The following is a 17,167-nucleotide window of genomic DNA, read 5'->3' on the forward strand; positions in this document are numbered from 1 at the left end:
ATACATGTAATACTAGGTGACATCGGAGGCGTCGTACACAAATGACGAAACATTCGATGACACGTTAAATAACATCAAAAGGGGAAAGGTGATGAGAGAATGACAACAAGCTGGTCTAAGAAATGGGCAGGTCCCGCAATGGGGGTCGTATTAATCTCCTCTATGCTATTATCCGCATGTTCTTCTAAGGAGGATGCTGCCAGCGGGAGTGCGGCGTCAGAATCATCCAAGCCTACTACATTAAAAGTAGAGTTGTTCGACCGGGGGAACTCACCCGCCGGCTACACCATCACCGACAGTTATTTGACGAGGCTGGTGCAGGAGCGTTTTGGCAAGCCGAATAATATTGATGTCCAGTTCGTACCGGTGCCGCGTTCGGAAGAAATTCAGAAGCTGAACGTCTTGATGGCCAGCCAAAGTGAAGTGCCGGACATTGTGTTCACCTACGATTCAGGAACCTTCAACCGTTATGCTGAGCAGGGTGGTTTGACAGATCTTACGGACTTGCTGGATAAGAATGCGCCGAACCTCAAGAAATTTCTGGGCGAGGACACGTTAGCCTACGGACAATATAAAGGGCAGCAGTTCGCCCTGCCGGGCAGAAGACTTGTGCTGGGCAAATACGCCGGTTACATCCGCCAGGATTGGCTGGACAAGCTTGGATTGCCGGTGCCGCAGACAACAGATGAGCTCTACACTACACTCAAAGCATTCAAGGATAAAGACCCCGGCAATACCGGCGGCAAGGTCATTCCATTTGGGATGAGCCTGGCGTCTGCTCAATATGAGCCGCTTCTCTGGTCCTTTATTGAGCCGCTCACGGATGAGCAGAAGTATACCTTAACACAGCAGCTTGGCTCCAATGATTATCCGACGCTGCTCCCGGGCTTCAAGGAGGGTCTGAAATTCATGAACAAGCTGTACAATGAAGGTCTGATCAGCAAAGACTTCGGCCTTGATAAAGACAAAAAGCAGCTGTGGCAGAATCTGCAGAATGGTCTGCTCGGCTTCTATACAGAGGATGCAGGGGAACTGTACTTCTCAGCGAATGGCGGGTACGAAAATCTGCAGGCGAATGTGCCGGGCGCTGTGATCACTCCAGTTGATGTCTTCACGAACTCGGAGGGCAAACATGCCAAGCCGGCCTATGCGCCAAATGCCATGTACGTCATGATCCCGAAATCCAGCAAAAATGCTGAAGCTGCACTGAAATATCTGGATTGGATGGCTTCAGACACGAATCTCTTCGATATGCAGTTCGGTGTAGAGAATGAGAACTATACCCTCGTAGACGGAGTGCCTGTAGTGAAAGCAGATGCGACTCAGGAAGCGATGGACCGGATCTACAACTTTGGTGACCTCGCTATCATCGTTAATGGTAAATACGCCGGAGACGATGCCAAGAATGAAGCAGCGTACATTGCACAGACCCCGGAGAAATACCAGGCAGATATGAAAAAATCGGTGGAAATCTCGAATACAGACAACATTCAGCCTGTGAAATTCGATCATCCGATCGAAGCGGAAGCGAAATACGGCACGGCACTGGCTGACAAGTTCCAGGAGATCATCGTGAAAATGACCATGATCAAACCGGATCAGTTCGACAGCACCTACGATTCGATGATCAAGGATTATATGGCAAGCGGCGGACAGGCCATTCTGGATGAGCGTACCGAAGCTTACAAAGAGATGTCTTCCAAATAAGCGGCCTTAAATTCGAGAGAGACAGCGGCAGGTACCCCGGGGGCCGGGTAAGGCCCCCGGACATTGCCGCAGACAAGAGAGGAGAGTGATGGCAGTGAAGAACAGCACTTATATCCGCAGAAACTGGCAATTGTATCTTTTGCTCGTACTGCCGGTCATTTACTTCCTGGTGTTTAAATATGGGCCGATGTACGGGGTACAGATTGCCTTTAAAGAATTTAACTTCTTCCAGGGCATCGGCGGCAGTGAATGGGTTGGACTTGATATTTTCCGCGAGGTCTTTCATAGCAATGATTTCTTCAAAGCACTGCGCAATACGCTGCTGCTCAATCTGCTGGACCTGATCGTTTCGTTTCCCGCTCCGCTAATTTTGGCAATTATGCTCTATGAGCTGCGTATTGTCTGGTTCAAGAAATTCGCCCAGACGATTCTATATATTCCTCACTTTATTTCCTGGGTCATTATCGGCGGCATTGTGCTGCAGGTGTTCGGCACCGAATCCGGCTTTATTAACAATATGCTTACCGGCATGGGGCTGGATGCCATTCCGTTCCTCTCCAATAAGAATTACTGGCTGGTTACCTATCTGCTGGTCGGAGTATGGCAGAGCGCAGGCTGGGGAACGATCCTGTATCTGGCGGCACTGACGGGGATCAACAAAGAACTGTTTGAGGCTGCCGAGGTTGATGGTGCCGGACGGTTTAAGAAGATTCTGCATATTTCCCTCCCCGGCATTAAAACCACTATCGCCACCCTGCTGATTATCAACCTGGGTAATATGATTTCCATCGGCTTCGACCGTCCGTTTATCGTCGGCAATGTAGCTGTCCGGGATTACTCAGAGGTACTGAGTACCTTCGTCTACCGCGTCGGTATTGAATCCGGGCAGATTTCACTGGCTACCGCTGTGGGGCTGTTCCAGGCTTTGGTGGGGCTGATTTTCCTGCTCGCTGCCAACTATGCATCCAAAAAACTGGCGGATGAGAGCATTCTCTAGTCCAGCATAAACGTGATAGAGACTGAAGGGGGAAATCCAATGAGCGAACGCACATCAAACCGGATATTTGATATCTTTAATGTCTTGATTATAACTTTTGTTATCCTGCTGTGCTTAATGCCTTTTATTCATATTATTGCGATCTCTCTAAGCTCAACCCGTCCGATTATGTCGGGACTTGTGACTTTTTTTCCAAGGGAGTTTAATATTAACGCCTACACCAAGGTCTTTTCCGATATGGCAATGATCCGGTCCCTGGGTTTCACCATTATGCTGACGGTTCTGGCGACTGTCCTGTCGATGGTTATGACCATTGCCGTGGCTTACTCTTTATCCAAAAAAGACCTGCGCGGACGCAAATGGTTCATGCTGATCATTGTAATTACGATGTTCTTCAGCGGGGGGATTATCCCTGATTACATTCTGGTCCGCAATCTCCATCTGCTGGATACGGTCTGGGCGCTGGTTCTGCCGGGTCTGATCAGTCCGTTCTATATGATCATCCTGATTTCCTTCTTCAACAGCATCCCGAAAAGTCTGGAGGAGGCGGCGGAAATCGACGGTACAACTCATCTAGGCACTCTGCTGCGCATCATTCTTCCGTTGTCGCTGCCGTCACTTGCTACACTCAGCCTGTTTTATGCCGTGGGACGCTGGAACGGATTCCAGGATGCGCTGATGTATATCAACCGTCCAGATCTGTATCCTCTCCAGCTGAAGCTCTATCAGATGATTCAGAACAATCAGGTCAGCGAGCTGATGCAGCAGGAAGGCCTGGGGATGGCCCAGCTGATGCCCGAGAGCCTCAAAGCGGCGAGTGTCGTATTCTCCACGGTTCCGATTCTGATCGTCTATCCGTTCCTGCAGCGTTATTTCATCAGCGGAATGATGGTCGGCGCAGTCAAAGGTTAATGAAAGAGAGGGGGAGAGGTGTGACACAGGCAATGATAGACAAGCTAACGGACAGACAGCGCTACCTGGTGGTTCAATCGATGGCGCTGATGGATTCGCTCTATGACGGGACGATGGAGCTTTTGATCGATGAGGAACGGAGTGACCGGCATAATACGCGGAGTAGTGCCCATTATGCGCTGGGACTGCTGATCCGCAGCGGTCCAGGCGATGTAGAGCGGGCATGCGGCTTATTGAACCGGGTGATGGACCTTCAGTTTGATTGCCCGGAAGAGATCTATCACGGCACGTTCCGTGTTTCTCCACAGGCTGCTCTGCCGCCGGCCGGCAATTATGAGTGGAAAAAGTTTGCGCCAGGGTTCGCCTTTTTTCTTAGTGAAACTACAGAAAAGGTGGGCAAACAGCTTAGCGACATACTTTCCCGGGAAATAAATCCGCCGCTGACGGGAGTAGACGGCCAGAGGATTAGACAATATCTGCAGTCCGCAGTCGATGAGGTGCTGCCGCCGGTCTGGAAGAGCTATGACCCCAATTGGCGTGAATTCATTGCCAGCACCTTTGCAGTAATTCTTGAGCAGTTTGCCGGAGTTCTGCCGCAGGCGCTTGTCCAGCGAATGGAGGAGTCCATGCGGAAGAGTGTTTCAGCTTCCATTGACCGGCGTTTGTCCGACGCTATTCCGATGAATTCGAATATTGAACTGATGCATATCTTTATCGTTCATTATTACGGGCACCGCTTCGGGAATGCGGAATGGATCCGGCATGCAGACCGGGAGGCAGCGGCCTTCCTGCAGAGTTTTGAAGAATTTGGAAGTATAGCCGAATTCAATACAACTACTTACTACGGTGTGGATCTAACGGTACTGGGCATGTGGAGAAAATATGGGCTTACTGCTGCCTTCAAAGAGACAGGGCGTACACTCGAACGTGGAATGTGGGAGAATATTGCACTGTTTTATAATCCGGTACTGGAGAATTTGTCGGGGCCGTTCTCACGGGCTTATGAGATGGAGATGACCGGTCACAGCTCGATTGGCGTATTCCTCTATCTGGCGCTGGGAGCAAGCTATGAGCATCTGGCTGCACCGAACTGTGAAACCAGTCATGATCCGCTCATTGTACTGTCAGCCGGTGAGCTGCCGCCAGAGCTGCTTCCGCAATTCACGGCCTTCGGGAAGAGCCGCAGAGTGGAGAAGCAGTTCCGTGAGCTGTGTGAGCGGGATAAGCCTGGAGACAATCGTAACCTGTGCACAGCGTCCGCTTGGATTGAGGAGCGGCGGATGATAGGGGCGATGTCGGGGAGCCGGAACACGAACGGGCAGATGCATCCGGCGACTGTTCATTGGAGAGACGCAGATGGAGCCAGGTATTATTTGCGCCTTATCCGCAGGGAGCAAGGTAAGAGCTGGAACAGCCATTTACGGGGGATGACTTTTGAGGCGGCAGTGGACAAGGATCTGCTGACTGTAAATGTCCGGCTGGACACAGAGATTCCGGTTGAAGTGCTGTTTGAAGTTACCGGTCCAGGGCTCCCGCAGGCAAAGGTGAGTCCGGAACTATGGGTACTTCCTGGTTTAGTATGCCGGGTGACAGCGGCTGCACCGGAGCCGTCTATCCTATTCGGTAAGCAGGACAACAAACTGGAAATCATCTATCTCCACCGCCCGGAGGACGGTGTGCAGAACATGTCCTTTACACTTAGGATGGACCCGGTTTCTTAAAGCCCAAGTCTGAAAGGTGGCAGCAAACAATGACAACAGAGGAACAGACCGGCTATCATGCAGGGATTGATGTTGGCGGTACGAAGACTATGTTTTGCATTACAGGCGGAGACGGCGGTATTCTGCTGCTGGAGCGGAGAAGCACATCGGCGCATGAAGCGCCGGAGCCTTTTATAGCTTGGCTGTTCAGCGAACTGGAGCAGCTTCTGGGAGGACTTCAGCTTACCCTTCAGCAGCTGAAAGGTATCGGTATCGGCTTTCCGGGAGTGATTGGCGATACAGAGGGGATTCTGACCCAGGCTCCGGCGCTGCCTTGGCCGGAAGAAGATATCCGGCCGGTCATCCGCCGTCATTATGCAGGGCGGCTGCACTTAGACAACGATGTGAATCTGGCGCTGCTCGGCGAATGCTGGAAAGGTGCCGCAGAGGGGAGAGAGCATGTGCTGATGATCACTGTCGGAACAGGCATCGGCGGAGCGATGCTGCTGAACGGGCGGCTCTATAAAGGTGCATCCTTTGCCGCCGGTGAAGCCGGGTACATGGTTGTGGATGCCGGATATGCCCGCAGCCGGTTTCCGGTTTCCTCTGCTGCCTTCGGCCCTCTGGAGGCGGTGGCATCCGGCAGCGGGATTACGGCGCTAGCGAGAGCCTGGCTGGCCGGTCCGGCATCCGGACGGGATTCCCGGCTGCTGGAGCTTGCCGGCGGCATAGCCGGGGCGGTGGACGCCCGGCATGTGCTGCAGGCAGCGGCTGAAGGAGACCCTGCCGCGCGTGAGATTATGGAGCAGCCGCTGGAGCATCTGGCGGCTGCCATTGCCAGTGCAGCGGTGCTGCTGAACCCGCAGGTGGTAGTGCTGGGCGGAGGCGTAGCGACATCCGGTGATTATTATGTGCATGAAATCCGCTCCCGGGTGAGCCGCTATCTGCCATCTTCTGTTAATGTGGAACCGGCAAGGCTGGGTAACACGGCCGGGGCGGTAGGGGCAGCAGCTGCCGCTGCGGCGATTCTGTGGTAAAGGAAGAATGCACTATGGAATATACGGCGATCATTCCGCAGAAAATCAAAATGGAGCTGCTGAAGCTCCGCTTATTGTATTTATTGACAGGCCTCGCAGGCGGACTGTTTAATCCCTATTTAACGACCTTATTTGTGCATCAGGGCATCGGCGCCAATGTTGTCGGTGTGCTGATGTCGATCGGCACGCTGCTGTCCATTGTGGTTCAGCCGGTGTGGGGACTGCTCGTTGACAGGTACCGCCAGACCAAGCTGGTACTGATTCTTGCGATCTCTGTACCGGCCTGCCTGTCTTTTTTTTATAGCTTTCAATATACTGCAATCATTGTGATGGTCTATATTCTGTCTATTATCTTCCAGGCGACGCAAAGTCCTGTAGCAGATTCCTATGCGGTCACTGCCGCATCGAGGGGCCGCACTTCCTATGGAACGATCCGCAGCCTGGGCAGCCTGGGCACAGCACTAGGCGGCTATGCCGGTGGGTTCTATCTGTCGAGCTTCGAGATTACGCAGCTGTGGATGCCATTTCTGGCCCTTAGTCTTGCGGGAACAGCCACAGTGTTGACGTTGTCCCGCAGTACAGAGAGAAAAGCCGGGGCGATTTCCTTGTCGCAAGGCATGAAAGAACTGCTGGGGAACCGCCTGTTCCTGCTGTTTCTGATTGCCTGCTTTTTCGTAAACCAGACACTGACGGCGTACAACTCATTCTTCGTGCTGGCCTTTCAGGAGGCGGGGGGCAGCTATTCGCTTGTGGGCACGGCCCTGCTGCTCGCCTCCCTGACGAACATCCCTTCGATGCTGCTGGCCGCCCGGATCCTCAGGGGGATCGGACATGAGCGGACGCTGCTGCTGGCGGCTTTATTTTATGCGCTGCGCTGGGGAATTCAGTGGCTGTTCCCGGTGCCGGCAGTTATGGTAGGCATTCAGGTGCTGCATGGACTGTCCTTCGGGCTGTTTTATGTGGCTGCTGTGGAATATGTGGCCCAGGCTTCCGGCAAAAGGATGCAGGCGACGGGCCAGAGCGTATTCAATATGGTTTTTTCCGGACTTGGCGGGATCGTAGGTAACCTGCTAAATGGGTATTTGTTTTATTCGGGCGGTGCACAGATGATGTATCTGGCTTGTACAGGTAGTGCACTTATCGGTGCGGGCATGCTATATTGGATAAACCGATTAGCGAAAATGCCCGTGTGACGTTTCCTGTCATTCATCGGGCGGCATGCTTCGGAACCCATTGAAGAAGGGCGGGAGTACATATGAGACGGAACTGGTCGAGAAGCATGATGTTCTCCTACTTCCCTATCTTTTTGCTGACCGTGTCCATCCTGATTTTCCTGTCGTTTCTGATCGTAGGCGAGCTGTCCCGCAGCGAAACCAACAAGGCGAACCGCATCTCTACAGGCTACGTCGTGGATTCCGTGCAGAATGCATTAAGTGATGTGGAGCTCTCTGTGCTTCAGGAAATGGAGACCAATCACGATTACGGGGATTTCCTGAGCGGGCTGAGTGATCAAGGTGACCGGACCCGGCTCTATAATACGGTGAATGATATGCGGGGGATGCTGTACCGCAACCAGCTGATAGATTCCATCTATATTTACCGTAAGTGGGACGACAAGGTGCTGACGCTCAACGGGCTGGTCGACCGGGATGTTTTTGCTGACCGGGATTATCTGGCCGGGGTGCTGGCGGAGAATGAGGAACGGAACTGGAGTGATGTCCGTACGCTCCGGTTATTCAGCTCTGATCAGACGGTGCGGGTGATTAGCATGGGCAAAATGCTGCCGCTGCCGTTTGGGGCGGAGGGTGTGGTTGTAGTGAATCTAAGCATGTACCGGCTCGAACGGATGATTGATGACATGACGAAAAGCCAGGTCTCCTTCATGCGTGTGCTCGGTGACCAGGGAGACTTGGTCTATGCCGCTCACCAGGAGAACGATTTTCCGGAGGGGGATGTACTGACCCGGATCACACTGGATAACACGGGCTGGACCTTTGAGAGCGGCATCCGTGCAGGTGAGCTGTTCGCCTGGATGTCTGTTGTCTCTTATCTCTGGATTATCATCGGTATCCTGACCGTAGTGCTGGGAACCCTTTACATCCTGTACATCACCCGCAAAAACTACCGGCCGATTCAAGCGATGATGAACCGGATCCAGGCACTGCAGTTCCGTGAAGAAAGCCTCGACAGTACCTCGAGAAGCGAGCTTGTGCTGATTGACCGGGCGCTGGAAACGCTGATTAACCAGACGGTAAGCTACCAAAAGCAATACGATGAGAATCTGCTTGTCCGGCGCCGCCAGCTTTTTCTGGATTTAATGGAAGGGGATCAAGGGGCTTCTTCGCTGGAGGAGAAGCTGCAGCACTTTAAGCCGTTTACGGATGAGGCGGTACAGTTTGCCTTTATTGCAGCAGAGATGAACCAGTATGAGGAATTCCGCAGAAAATATCCGGCCAAGGAACAGAACATGCTCAAGCTGACACTTATGAATCTGTTCCAGGAGCTGGCGGGTGAAGAGGAGCTTCAAGGCTGGGCAGAGTGGGTGAGCGGCAACCGGATCGGGCTGATGATCGGCAGCGGCGGGGATTTGCGGACGGGCAAGGATAGGCTGAGAATACTGGCTGAGCGTTATCTGAGATGGGTCAGTGATAACCTCGGGCTGTCGCTCGCGATAGGTGTTGGCCCGGTTGTTGACGGACTTGAAGCTATCTCGGCTTCCTGCACCGCAGCAGAAGCGGCGCTTCAGCACAAGCTGTCGCTCGGCAGGGATATGGTTGTACTGAGCGACAGCCTGCCGGACCGTTCCACCCTGCATTCCTATAAATATTTGCAGATGCTAAGTGAAATCGTCCGTGAATTCCGGATCGCCGACGAGAACTGGCGGCAGCGGGTGGATGAGCTGTTCCGCTGGTTCAGCAGCGACCAGATCAAGGACGAAGAGATTCATATGCTGCTGCATATGCTGATCCAGATGCTTGACCGCGAGCTGGGCCAGCTGTCGGACAGCCTCCGCAGAATGTTCGCCGAGCCCAGCCTGCAGGGATACTACAGCGAAATGGAGTCACAGACAACGCTGGAGCAGGTCCACGCAGTGATACTGAAGTGGCTGGCCGAAATTTACCGGATTTATGTATCCGTGAATGAATCGAAGAGCTACCGGGCCATGATCAGCGAGATGAAGGTTTATATCGAAGAGAATTTTGACAACCCGGACCTGTCCCTGAAGCATCTCAGCGACCGGTTTCAGATCTCCGGCAAATATGCCAGCCATCTGTTCAAAGAGGAATTTGATATGAAATTCGTAGACTTCCTGACCCAGCTGCGGATGCAGCGGGCGGAATATCTGCTGGCAACTACAAGCGATAATCTCCAGGATATTGCCTTGAAGCTTGGGTATACCAGCTCTATTACCTTTGGGCGGGTGTTCAAGCGGGTAGTCGGTGTAACGCCCGGCGACTACCGCAAGCACCGGATGAAGCCGGGTACAGATGAGCATGAGAATTAATCCGGCACAGGATTATAAGCCGACAGTCAGGCCGTTTTTCGCCGGATTGCCGGCTTTTTCTGTATTTATTGACCGGCTTATAACTTTAGTTAGATTCCATACAGGACAATTAAATTTATAATAACTAAAAATTGTATACCTTAGCTTATACAGCCGGATATGTCGGGCTAGATAAACGTGTTAAGATAAATGCAATTATACCTGGTGCAGGCAAACTAGAGGAATCGCAACGAAGGATTTGGAGGAATCAATTACACAATGCCATTAGCAGACAGCATTAGGCTTCGGGAATTACTGGACGGAACGTGTATGGAGGTATCTTCCTTTTTAGATTGTGCTGTGGCGTTGACGAAGCTGGTTCAGTCTGCACATCAGAAGGATAAAGTCATCGGCTGCCTACAGCCTGGCGTGCTGCTGGTTCACAGAGAGCTGAAGGAAGCTTACCTGGCTGAAGAGGGCGGGGAGAATTATGCCTATCTGTCCCCGGAGCAGCTGAGCCGCAGCACTCCTCTTCTGCCGGACAAGCGCAGCGATCTGTACACCCTGGGAATCCTGTTCTATGAGATGCTTACAGGCAGGCTGCCGCTGCAGGCCAGGCGTTTAGAGGATTGGATTCATGTACATATGGCTGTTGTGCCCGCACCGCTCAGCGGACTGCGGCCGGAGCTTGAGGGGCCGCTGGAAGAAATCACTGCGAAGCTGCTGTCCAAGTCCCCGGAGCAGCGTTATCAGAGTGCATATGGACTGCTGGCAGATCTGCAGCAGTGTATTTCATTACTCAACACAACAGGGGAGATTGAACGTTTTGAGACCGGGCTGAAGGACCGGATCAGCCAGTTTCGGCTGCCGAAGCGGCTGTTTGGCAGGGAAGAGGAGGCACGGGAACTAAGGGAGGTGGTGGAACGGGCTTCGGCCGGGGAATCCGGCTTTGTTCTGGTTACAGGCCGTGCCGGTAGCGGCAAGACCTCGCTTATTGGCGAGCTGCAGCTTTCGTTCACCCGTGAAGGCGGCACGTTTATTACGGGGAAATGTGACTATATGAATCACGAGATTCCGTTCGCGCCTATTCTGCAGGCTCTCCGCCGGCTGCTTCGGCAAACCTGGAGCGAAGCTCCGGACAAAGTGGAGCAGTTAAAAGCCCGGCTGCTGGACGCTCTGGGCCAGGGCGCAGGGATCATCACTGAAATATTACCGGAAGCCGTGCGGCTGCTCGGTACCATTCCTTTAGCTGAACCTCTTCCTCCCGCAGAGGCTGCGCTCCGTTTCCGCAGGCTGCTGCCGACGTTTATCGGTATGTTTGCCGGCGAAGACCAGCCGCTCGTGTTATTCCTGGATGATCTGCAATGGGCTGACCCGGATACACAGGATTTCCTGAGGGTCTTTGCAGAGGATGAAGTGACGAGCGGTATAGCGGTGATCGGATCATTTCGCTCAGAAACGCTGGAGGAGCGGCTGGACAGCGGTGATCAGAATGGGGCCTCCGCAGCCTGGCTTGAGCAGATGCTGGCCATGCAGCACAAACCATCTTCGCCGCGTGTCCAGCATATAGCGCTGGAGCCGCTTACTTACGTGGATGTCAGACAATTCCTCTCTGATATCTTTGAAGAGAACACGGCACGTGTCCGGATGCTCGCTGAACTGTTGTACCACCGTACGGGCGGGGACCCGCTCTACTTACACCGGCTGCTGGACAGCCTTCACCGCGAGCGCTGTCTATATTTTGATGAAGCGCGGGGGAGCTGGGAGTGGGACATAACGGCAATTACCGCCTTGCCGGAAGCGCCCGGGCTTCTCCAATTAATCGAACAGCGCATCCGGCTGCTTCCCGGAGATACCGTCGGCCTTCTGGGTATAGCAGCGGCGCTCGGATATAGCTTCCGTGTATCGGATATTGCTTCAATGAGCGGGTATTCTTTGGACGATACCCTGGTGCTGCTGCAGCCTGCCGAGCTGGAAAGCCTGATCAGCCGGGAGGAGAGTTCCCCGGACATAGAAGCGGGCGGGCTGGTCTATTCCTTTCTGCATGACCGGATTCAGCAAGCCGCTTATGGTATTGTGCCAGAGGAGGAGCAGGCCGGCCTGCATCTGGCTATCGGACGCAGCATGAGCCGTAGTCCCGACAAACAGGCATACTCGGTTTTTGACCGGGTGTATCACCTCAATCTGGGCTCCCCCAAGATGGAAGACCGTGCAGAGCGCAGAGCGCTTGCCGAGCTGAATCTTCAGGCCGGCCTGAAGTCGAAAGCGACTACAGCATTTGCCGCCGCATTATATTTTCTGGAGACAGGCCTGCATCTCCTGGGCGGTGAAGAGGCTGTTCCCGGCTCGCTGCCCTACAGGCTGATGCTGGAATTGCCGGAATGTGAATATATCTGCGGGTATACAGAGCGTGCGGCGGCGCTGCTCGACCGGCTGATGGGGCTCAATGGAGACCTGCTCGAACGTTCCAATATCTACCGTATCCGGATTGCTATGTATGCTTATCTGAAAAAAGACGAGCTGGCTGTAAAAGTCGGGCGTAAGGCGCTCGCGGAATTCGGCTGGAAGCTGCCGCTCAGACCTTCCCACGCCGCCATTTTAAAGGAAGTGACGCTGACTCAAACGGCCCTGTACCGCAAACGTGATCAGCTTACAGCGCTTCCGGTGAACCGCGATCCTCACTATAAAGCTTTATCTGACCTTATAATGGCCATTGCCAGCTCCGTATTTACGGTAAGTCTGGAGCTGTCGGCGGTGCTCTTTTCCAGATTCGTCCGCTATGGGCTGAAGGCCGGGAACAATGAAGCCTTTGCCTATATTCTTGCCGGCTACGGGCTGGTGATTCTGCGTAATAAAATGTCTCTTTCTCAAAAAGGGAAGCTGTACATTGAAACGGCCAGTCAGCTCTCCGCTCCTTTTGAAAGTGCAGATTTGTCGTGCCGCCTCGATTATATCCGCGGGCTGGCCCGGCTGCAGCAGAATCCGCAGGAGGCGGGAGGTTATTTCCGGCAGTCGGTCCAGCATGGCATGGAGGCGGCCAATCTGTCTTTTGTCAGTATTGCGATGCTGACCTCTACCGTTAACCACACGGGAAGTCTGCATTCGTTGTCCAGGATGATTATGGAGTATGAGATCCTCTCTCGGAAGCTTGTGGATGAGGTTACGCTCAGCATTTTCCGGATTGCTAAAGAATATGTTGCCAGGATGCAGGGAGATACCGGACTTAGTATGACGGCGGCTCTTCCGGTTCAGAATGATAGCCGTTCCGAGGAAAGCCTGAATAATGAAATCTATTATATCTGCACCTGTGAAACGGAGCTGGCCTATCTGGAAGGGAGATACCGGGACGCGCTTGTCTGGGTGGCTCAAGGCCGCTTTAACACCTTCCGGCAAACCCGGATGCAGGTGCGCAAACAGCATATTTACCATGCTTTGACGCTTGCTGCCCTTTATCCTGACGCCTTGCCGGAGGAGCGCAGCAGCTTCCGCCGGCAGCTTCACAAACAGCTGGACTCCCTGAAACGCTGGACCGGATATTTTGGGAGGGATTCATCTGCCTGCCTGCTGATTAAGGCTGAAATCGAGCGGATTGACGGAAAACGGACGGAAGCGGCTAAAAACTATGAACTGGCCATTGCAACAGCACGGAGAGAAGGCAACGGGATGATGGAGGGAATCGCCTGCGAACGCTCTTCACATTTTTACAGAGCGGCTGGAAGTGTAGCCGGAGCAGACGGGTTCTTGGCAGATGCCTGCCGGGCGTATTCTCTGTGGGGGGCCGAAGGCAAGGTACAGCTGTTGAAGGAGCGCTATCCTGATCTGTCCTTGCCGTCTTTGCTGAAGGCGGGAGAGCAGGCGGCAGCAGAAACGGCTACTGCAATCATTGATAGAGAAGCCGTGCCGGAACAGCGCAAAGAGGCGCCGAACCGGTTCGACGGCTGGCCTGAGCCGATAGATCGCCTGGATAGAATCAGCAGCTTCCTGGAGTCGGCCGTCCGGTATTCGGGAGCAGTGCAGGGATATGTGCTGAATAGCGACGGCAAGAACTTCACTGTATCTGCACAGAGCGGAAACCTGGAGACCCGGGTGCGGGAGGAAGAAGGCACGGTATTCGCGGAGTCTGTTGTGCGTTATGTCGTAAAGACCACTGAGCCGGTGCTGCTTGCCGATGCTGCGCGCAGTTCCTTTGCCGCTGATCCCCACATCCGGAGGCATCCGGTGCTGTCGGTACTGTGCATGCCGATTCTTTTTCCGGTAGAGGCCATGACCTCTGTGCTCTACCTGGAGAATGACCTGATTACCGGAGTGTTCACGCTGGATGGGCAGAACGTGCTGGATTTCATGATCGCCCGCATGGTGTACCTGCATTCGCTGCAGAGTGCAGGGCCGCAGGGGAATACCTATGAACATGAGCCTGAGCATGAACCGGGTGGACCTGTGGAGCGCGCGGAGGATCCGCTGGTTGATTCACTTACCTACCGGGAAAAAGAAATCTTATATTCCTTATCAGACGGATTGTCCAACAAGGAGATTGCCGAACGGTTCGGAATTACGGAGGGGACTGTGAAAAGTCATGTGTTCCGGCTGTACGGCAAGCTCGGCGTCAAGCGCCGGGCCCAGGCTATTGCCCGGGCCCGGGAGCTGCAGCTGCTGGATTAACCGGAGAGCTTCGCCTATCCGGCAGCTGACACCCGCAGCAGGACATTCTCCAGTTCACCTGTATCAATGGGCTTCAGGAGAGAATCCATCCCGCCCCGGCAAAATGCATCCAGCACAAAGGCATGGCTGCTGGTAACAATGATTCTGCTATGAGGGTAAGTTTCGTCCGGGAGCAGGGACTCACTGAGCAGCAGCAGCTTGGCGTCGGTCACGATAATATCCGGTTCATGCGCTGCGATCAGCTGGATCGCCCCCTGATCACAATTGGCCTCCAGGATATCTTCATTTTTAAATGACAGCTTCTTCAGCACCGGCTTTAGTGAATCGCGCACATGCGCTTTATCGTCGATGAGTATGATTTTCATAATAAGGTTCCTCCTGTTTGAATGCGGCCGTTAATCAGCAGTTTCGTGTGCGGGCTTATGTTGGGGTAGCGCCAATAGGCCGAAGGAGATGACCACCAGCAGCAGACAAGCCCAGTAGGCATGACGGTAGCCGACCCACTGCGCCGCCGCTCCGCCCGCGAGGCTTCCGAACAGTCTGCCGAGGGTTGTAGCGTTGGTATAGAGGGTGGAGGCATAGCCGGGCAGATCCGGCAGCAGATCCTGAATATAGCTGATCCCGATCGCTGAAATTACAGCTACGAAGAAAGCCAGCAGCACCTGCCCTGCGATAATCTGCCACAGCTCTGTTGAAGACAGCACCAGTACATAATAGGCTCCACCGAGAACAATCCCCCAGATCATCAGCAGACGATTGGAATATTTGGCTGACAGAGCGCCGAGTACAAGCATGAAGGGGATCTCCAGCAAGGCGCAAATACTGGACACCGAAGCTACATTCTCTGTACTGCCGCCTAAAGTGTTAACAATAAACAGAGAGATATTCAGATTGTTCAGCCAGTGTCCGGAATAGAGCAGCGTCAACACAAGAAACGGAATAAGCACACGCGGATTCTGATGCAGCTTAAGCTGCTGCTTGGGCTTGGAGCGTACAGTGCCAGCAGCGGCCGGTGCCGGCCGTTTCACGAAGCACAGCATCAGTGCCGCGTTGATGACAAAAATCAGGGAGGTTCCGGTGAAGATTCCCTGAAACCCGAAGCGGCTGAGCAGAACCGCACCGATCAGCGGTCCGGTGATGAAGCCCAGGGAGAACATGGAACGGAGCGTAGAATTGGCAAAAGCATGATCGGTGCTCCGGCTGGCATTTACCGCTTCCCGCGCACTGGCGAACAATTGCGGCATGGCGGATGCACCGGCTGCAGTGAATATAGTCATGTAGATCAGGAGCAGATAAAATTCATGGATAAATAAATACCCGGAAAAAGCCAGGGCGTTAAAAAACATGGCCGTAACCATGAGGGTCTTCCGGTTCATACCGGTGTCAGAGCGCCCGGCAATAAGCGAGCTGACCCAGACGCCACTGATCAGGGTGACGGCGGTGAAGATGCCGAAAACACCGGCAGAAACCCCTAACTTAGTGGTGAAATAGACAGCCAGAAACGGAGAGCTGATGGAAATGCCCATCCCCTGGAGGATCATGCAAATCATAAACGTGGTATAGCCTGGAATGCTGAAAAGCTGGCGGATGCGAATTGACATTGACACAATTAATCTCCTTCGAAATTCTTTGCGGTATTCTCTTTGATTTGGTTATAGTATAGTTATTTACTTAAGATTAGTGAATGTTTTATCTGATTACAAACCTCTACTATTTGGCTGGGAAGGTGACAATTGTGGATTTGAGGCTGCATGCCTGCGCGTATTCCTTTCATACACTTCCGTTCAAATCGACCTTTAGACCGCCGCCGTTTTATCTATTTCGGCTGCAGGTGGTGGGGAGCTGCCGGGCGCTCGTTGACGGGAAAATGAGCCTGATCGAGCCGGGAGATTTGCTCATTTACCGTCCCGGAGATCCGTATTATCTGTCTGTTGAGGAGATTGACGGGAAGATTGAAAGCGGCGATTATTATCTGCTCTGTGAAGGCTCATGGATCGAGTCCTGGTGGGCTGCCCAGCCGCGGCAGACCCGGCAGCGGATTCATCTGGATGCCGGGATGCTGTCACTGTGGCAGCAGCTCGGCCTTGAGCAGCACCGGATTGTGCAGCAGAATCCCGAGCTGATCCGCCATCTGCTCTGCGCACTCTGCTTATCGCTTGACCGCCTGCCGGTTGAAGCCGTTTCACGGCAGGACACCCCAGGGCGCTCCAATGAGCTGATCATGCGGATGAAGCGGTATATTAACGAGAATGCGCTGCAGCCGCTGCGGGTTGAGGATGTCGCGAATTTCGCCGGGCTGAGCGTCTCGCGGGCGGTTCATCTGTTTAAAGAGAAGACCGGATATACCATTATCCAATACACTCAGGAAATCCGTCTGTCTAACGCCCTGGAGCGCATCCGCTTTACGGATTTAAGCCTGGAGAGTATTGCCGGCAATTGCGGATTCGGGACGTATTCGTATTTTCACAAGGTATTCAAGGCGAGATACGGAATAACACCCAAAGAAATCCGCAGCCGCCTGCTGGAGAGCGAACCGGAAGGTGACTACGTCATTACGAGCGGAAAAGAAATTAAGCTGACCGGCCTGTCCCTCGATGCCCTGAAGTTCCTCAAAACAGAAGAATAAATCTCTAATTTTGCACTGATTTTTATGTCAATTGTTCTGGTGTTT

Annotated in this window: 11 protein-coding genes; 9 read left to right on the top strand and 2 right to left on the bottom strand. The window is 53.4% G+C overall.

Annotated features, from left to right (window positions below; genetic code table 11):
- Positions 1–99: 99 nt before the first annotated feature.
- The 8 genes from QU597_RS07660 to QU597_RS07695 all read left to right on the top strand — a co-directional run bounded on the left by QU597_RS07660 (position 100) and on the right by QU597_RS07695 (position 14,496).
- A complete protein-coding gene (locus QU597_RS07660; protein ID WP_310832101.1) occupies positions 100–1,707 on the top strand; it encodes an extracellular solute-binding protein in 1,608 nt (535 codons plus the stop codon).
- Positions 1,708–1,795: 88 nt separating this feature from the next.
- Positions 1,796–2,704, top strand: a complete 909-nt coding sequence (locus QU597_RS07665) for an ABC transporter permease (RefSeq protein ID WP_370656235.1) — start codon at positions 1,796–1,798, stop codon at positions 2,702–2,704.
- A 39-nt stretch (positions 2,705–2,743) separates the two neighbouring features.
- Positions 2,744–3,616 carry a carbohydrate ABC transporter permease gene (locus QU597_RS07670; protein WP_310832103.1) on the top strand — a complete coding sequence of 291 codons (873 nt, stop codon included), beginning with the start codon at positions 2,744–2,746 and terminating at the stop codon, positions 3,614–3,616.
- Between the two features lie 20 nt (positions 3,617–3,636).
- On the top strand, positions 3,637–5,337 hold the full coding sequence (locus tag QU597_RS07675; protein WP_310832104.1) for a DUF8769 domain-containing protein: 1,701 nt from the start codon (positions 3,637–3,639) through the stop codon (positions 5,335–5,337).
- Positions 5,338–5,366: 29 nt separating this feature from the next.
- Positions 5,367–6,353 (top strand): ROK family protein, encoded by a 987-nt coding sequence (locus tag QU597_RS07680; RefSeq protein WP_310832105.1) that lies wholly within the window; start codon positions 5,367–5,369, stop codon positions 6,351–6,353.
- A 14-nt stretch (positions 6,354–6,367) separates the two neighbouring features.
- Positions 6,368–7,546, top strand: coding sequence for an MFS transporter (locus tag QU597_RS07685; protein WP_310832106.1), 1,179 nt, complete (start codon positions 6,368–6,370; stop codon positions 7,544–7,546).
- Positions 7,547–7,608: 62 nt separating this feature from the next.
- Positions 7,609–9,858: an AraC family transcriptional regulator gene (locus tag QU597_RS07690; RefSeq protein ID WP_310832107.1), complete on the top strand. Its 2,250-nt coding sequence runs from the start codon at positions 7,609–7,611 to the stop codon at positions 9,856–9,858.
- 309 nt (positions 9,859–10,167) lie between these two features.
- Positions 10,168–14,496, top strand: a complete 4,329-nt coding sequence (locus tag QU597_RS07695; RefSeq protein ID WP_310832108.1) for a helix-turn-helix transcriptional regulator — start codon at positions 10,168–10,170, stop codon at positions 14,494–14,496.
- Between the two features lie 14 nt (positions 14,497–14,510).
- Here the strand turns inward: QU597_RS07695 and QU597_RS07700 are convergent, their stop codons facing one another.
- Together QU597_RS07700 and QU597_RS07705 are read right to left on the bottom strand one after the other, a co-directional pair.
- Complete coding sequence (locus QU597_RS07700) at positions 14,511–14,861, bottom strand: response regulator (protein ID WP_310832109.1); 351 nt, start codon at positions 14,859–14,861, stop codon at positions 14,511–14,513.
- Positions 14,862–14,891: 30 nt separating this feature from the next.
- Positions 14,892–16,097: a sugar efflux transporter gene (locus tag QU597_RS07705; protein ID WP_310833254.1), complete on the bottom strand. Its 1,206-nt coding sequence runs from the start codon at positions 16,095–16,097 to the stop codon at positions 14,892–14,894.
- A 134-nt stretch (positions 16,098–16,231) separates the two neighbouring features.
- Here QU597_RS07705 and QU597_RS07710 point away from each other — a divergent pair, with 134 nt between their 5' ends.
- A complete protein-coding gene (locus tag QU597_RS07710; protein WP_310832110.1) occupies positions 16,232–17,122 on the top strand; it encodes a helix-turn-helix transcriptional regulator in 891 nt (296 codons plus the stop codon).
- The last annotated feature ends 45 nt before the right edge of the window (positions 17,123–17,167 follow it).

It is taken from the genome of Paenibacillus pedocola (assembly GCF_031599675.1).
Classification (GTDB): Bacteria; Bacillota; Bacilli; order Paenibacillales; family Paenibacillaceae; genus Paenibacillus_AQ; species Paenibacillus_AQ pedocola.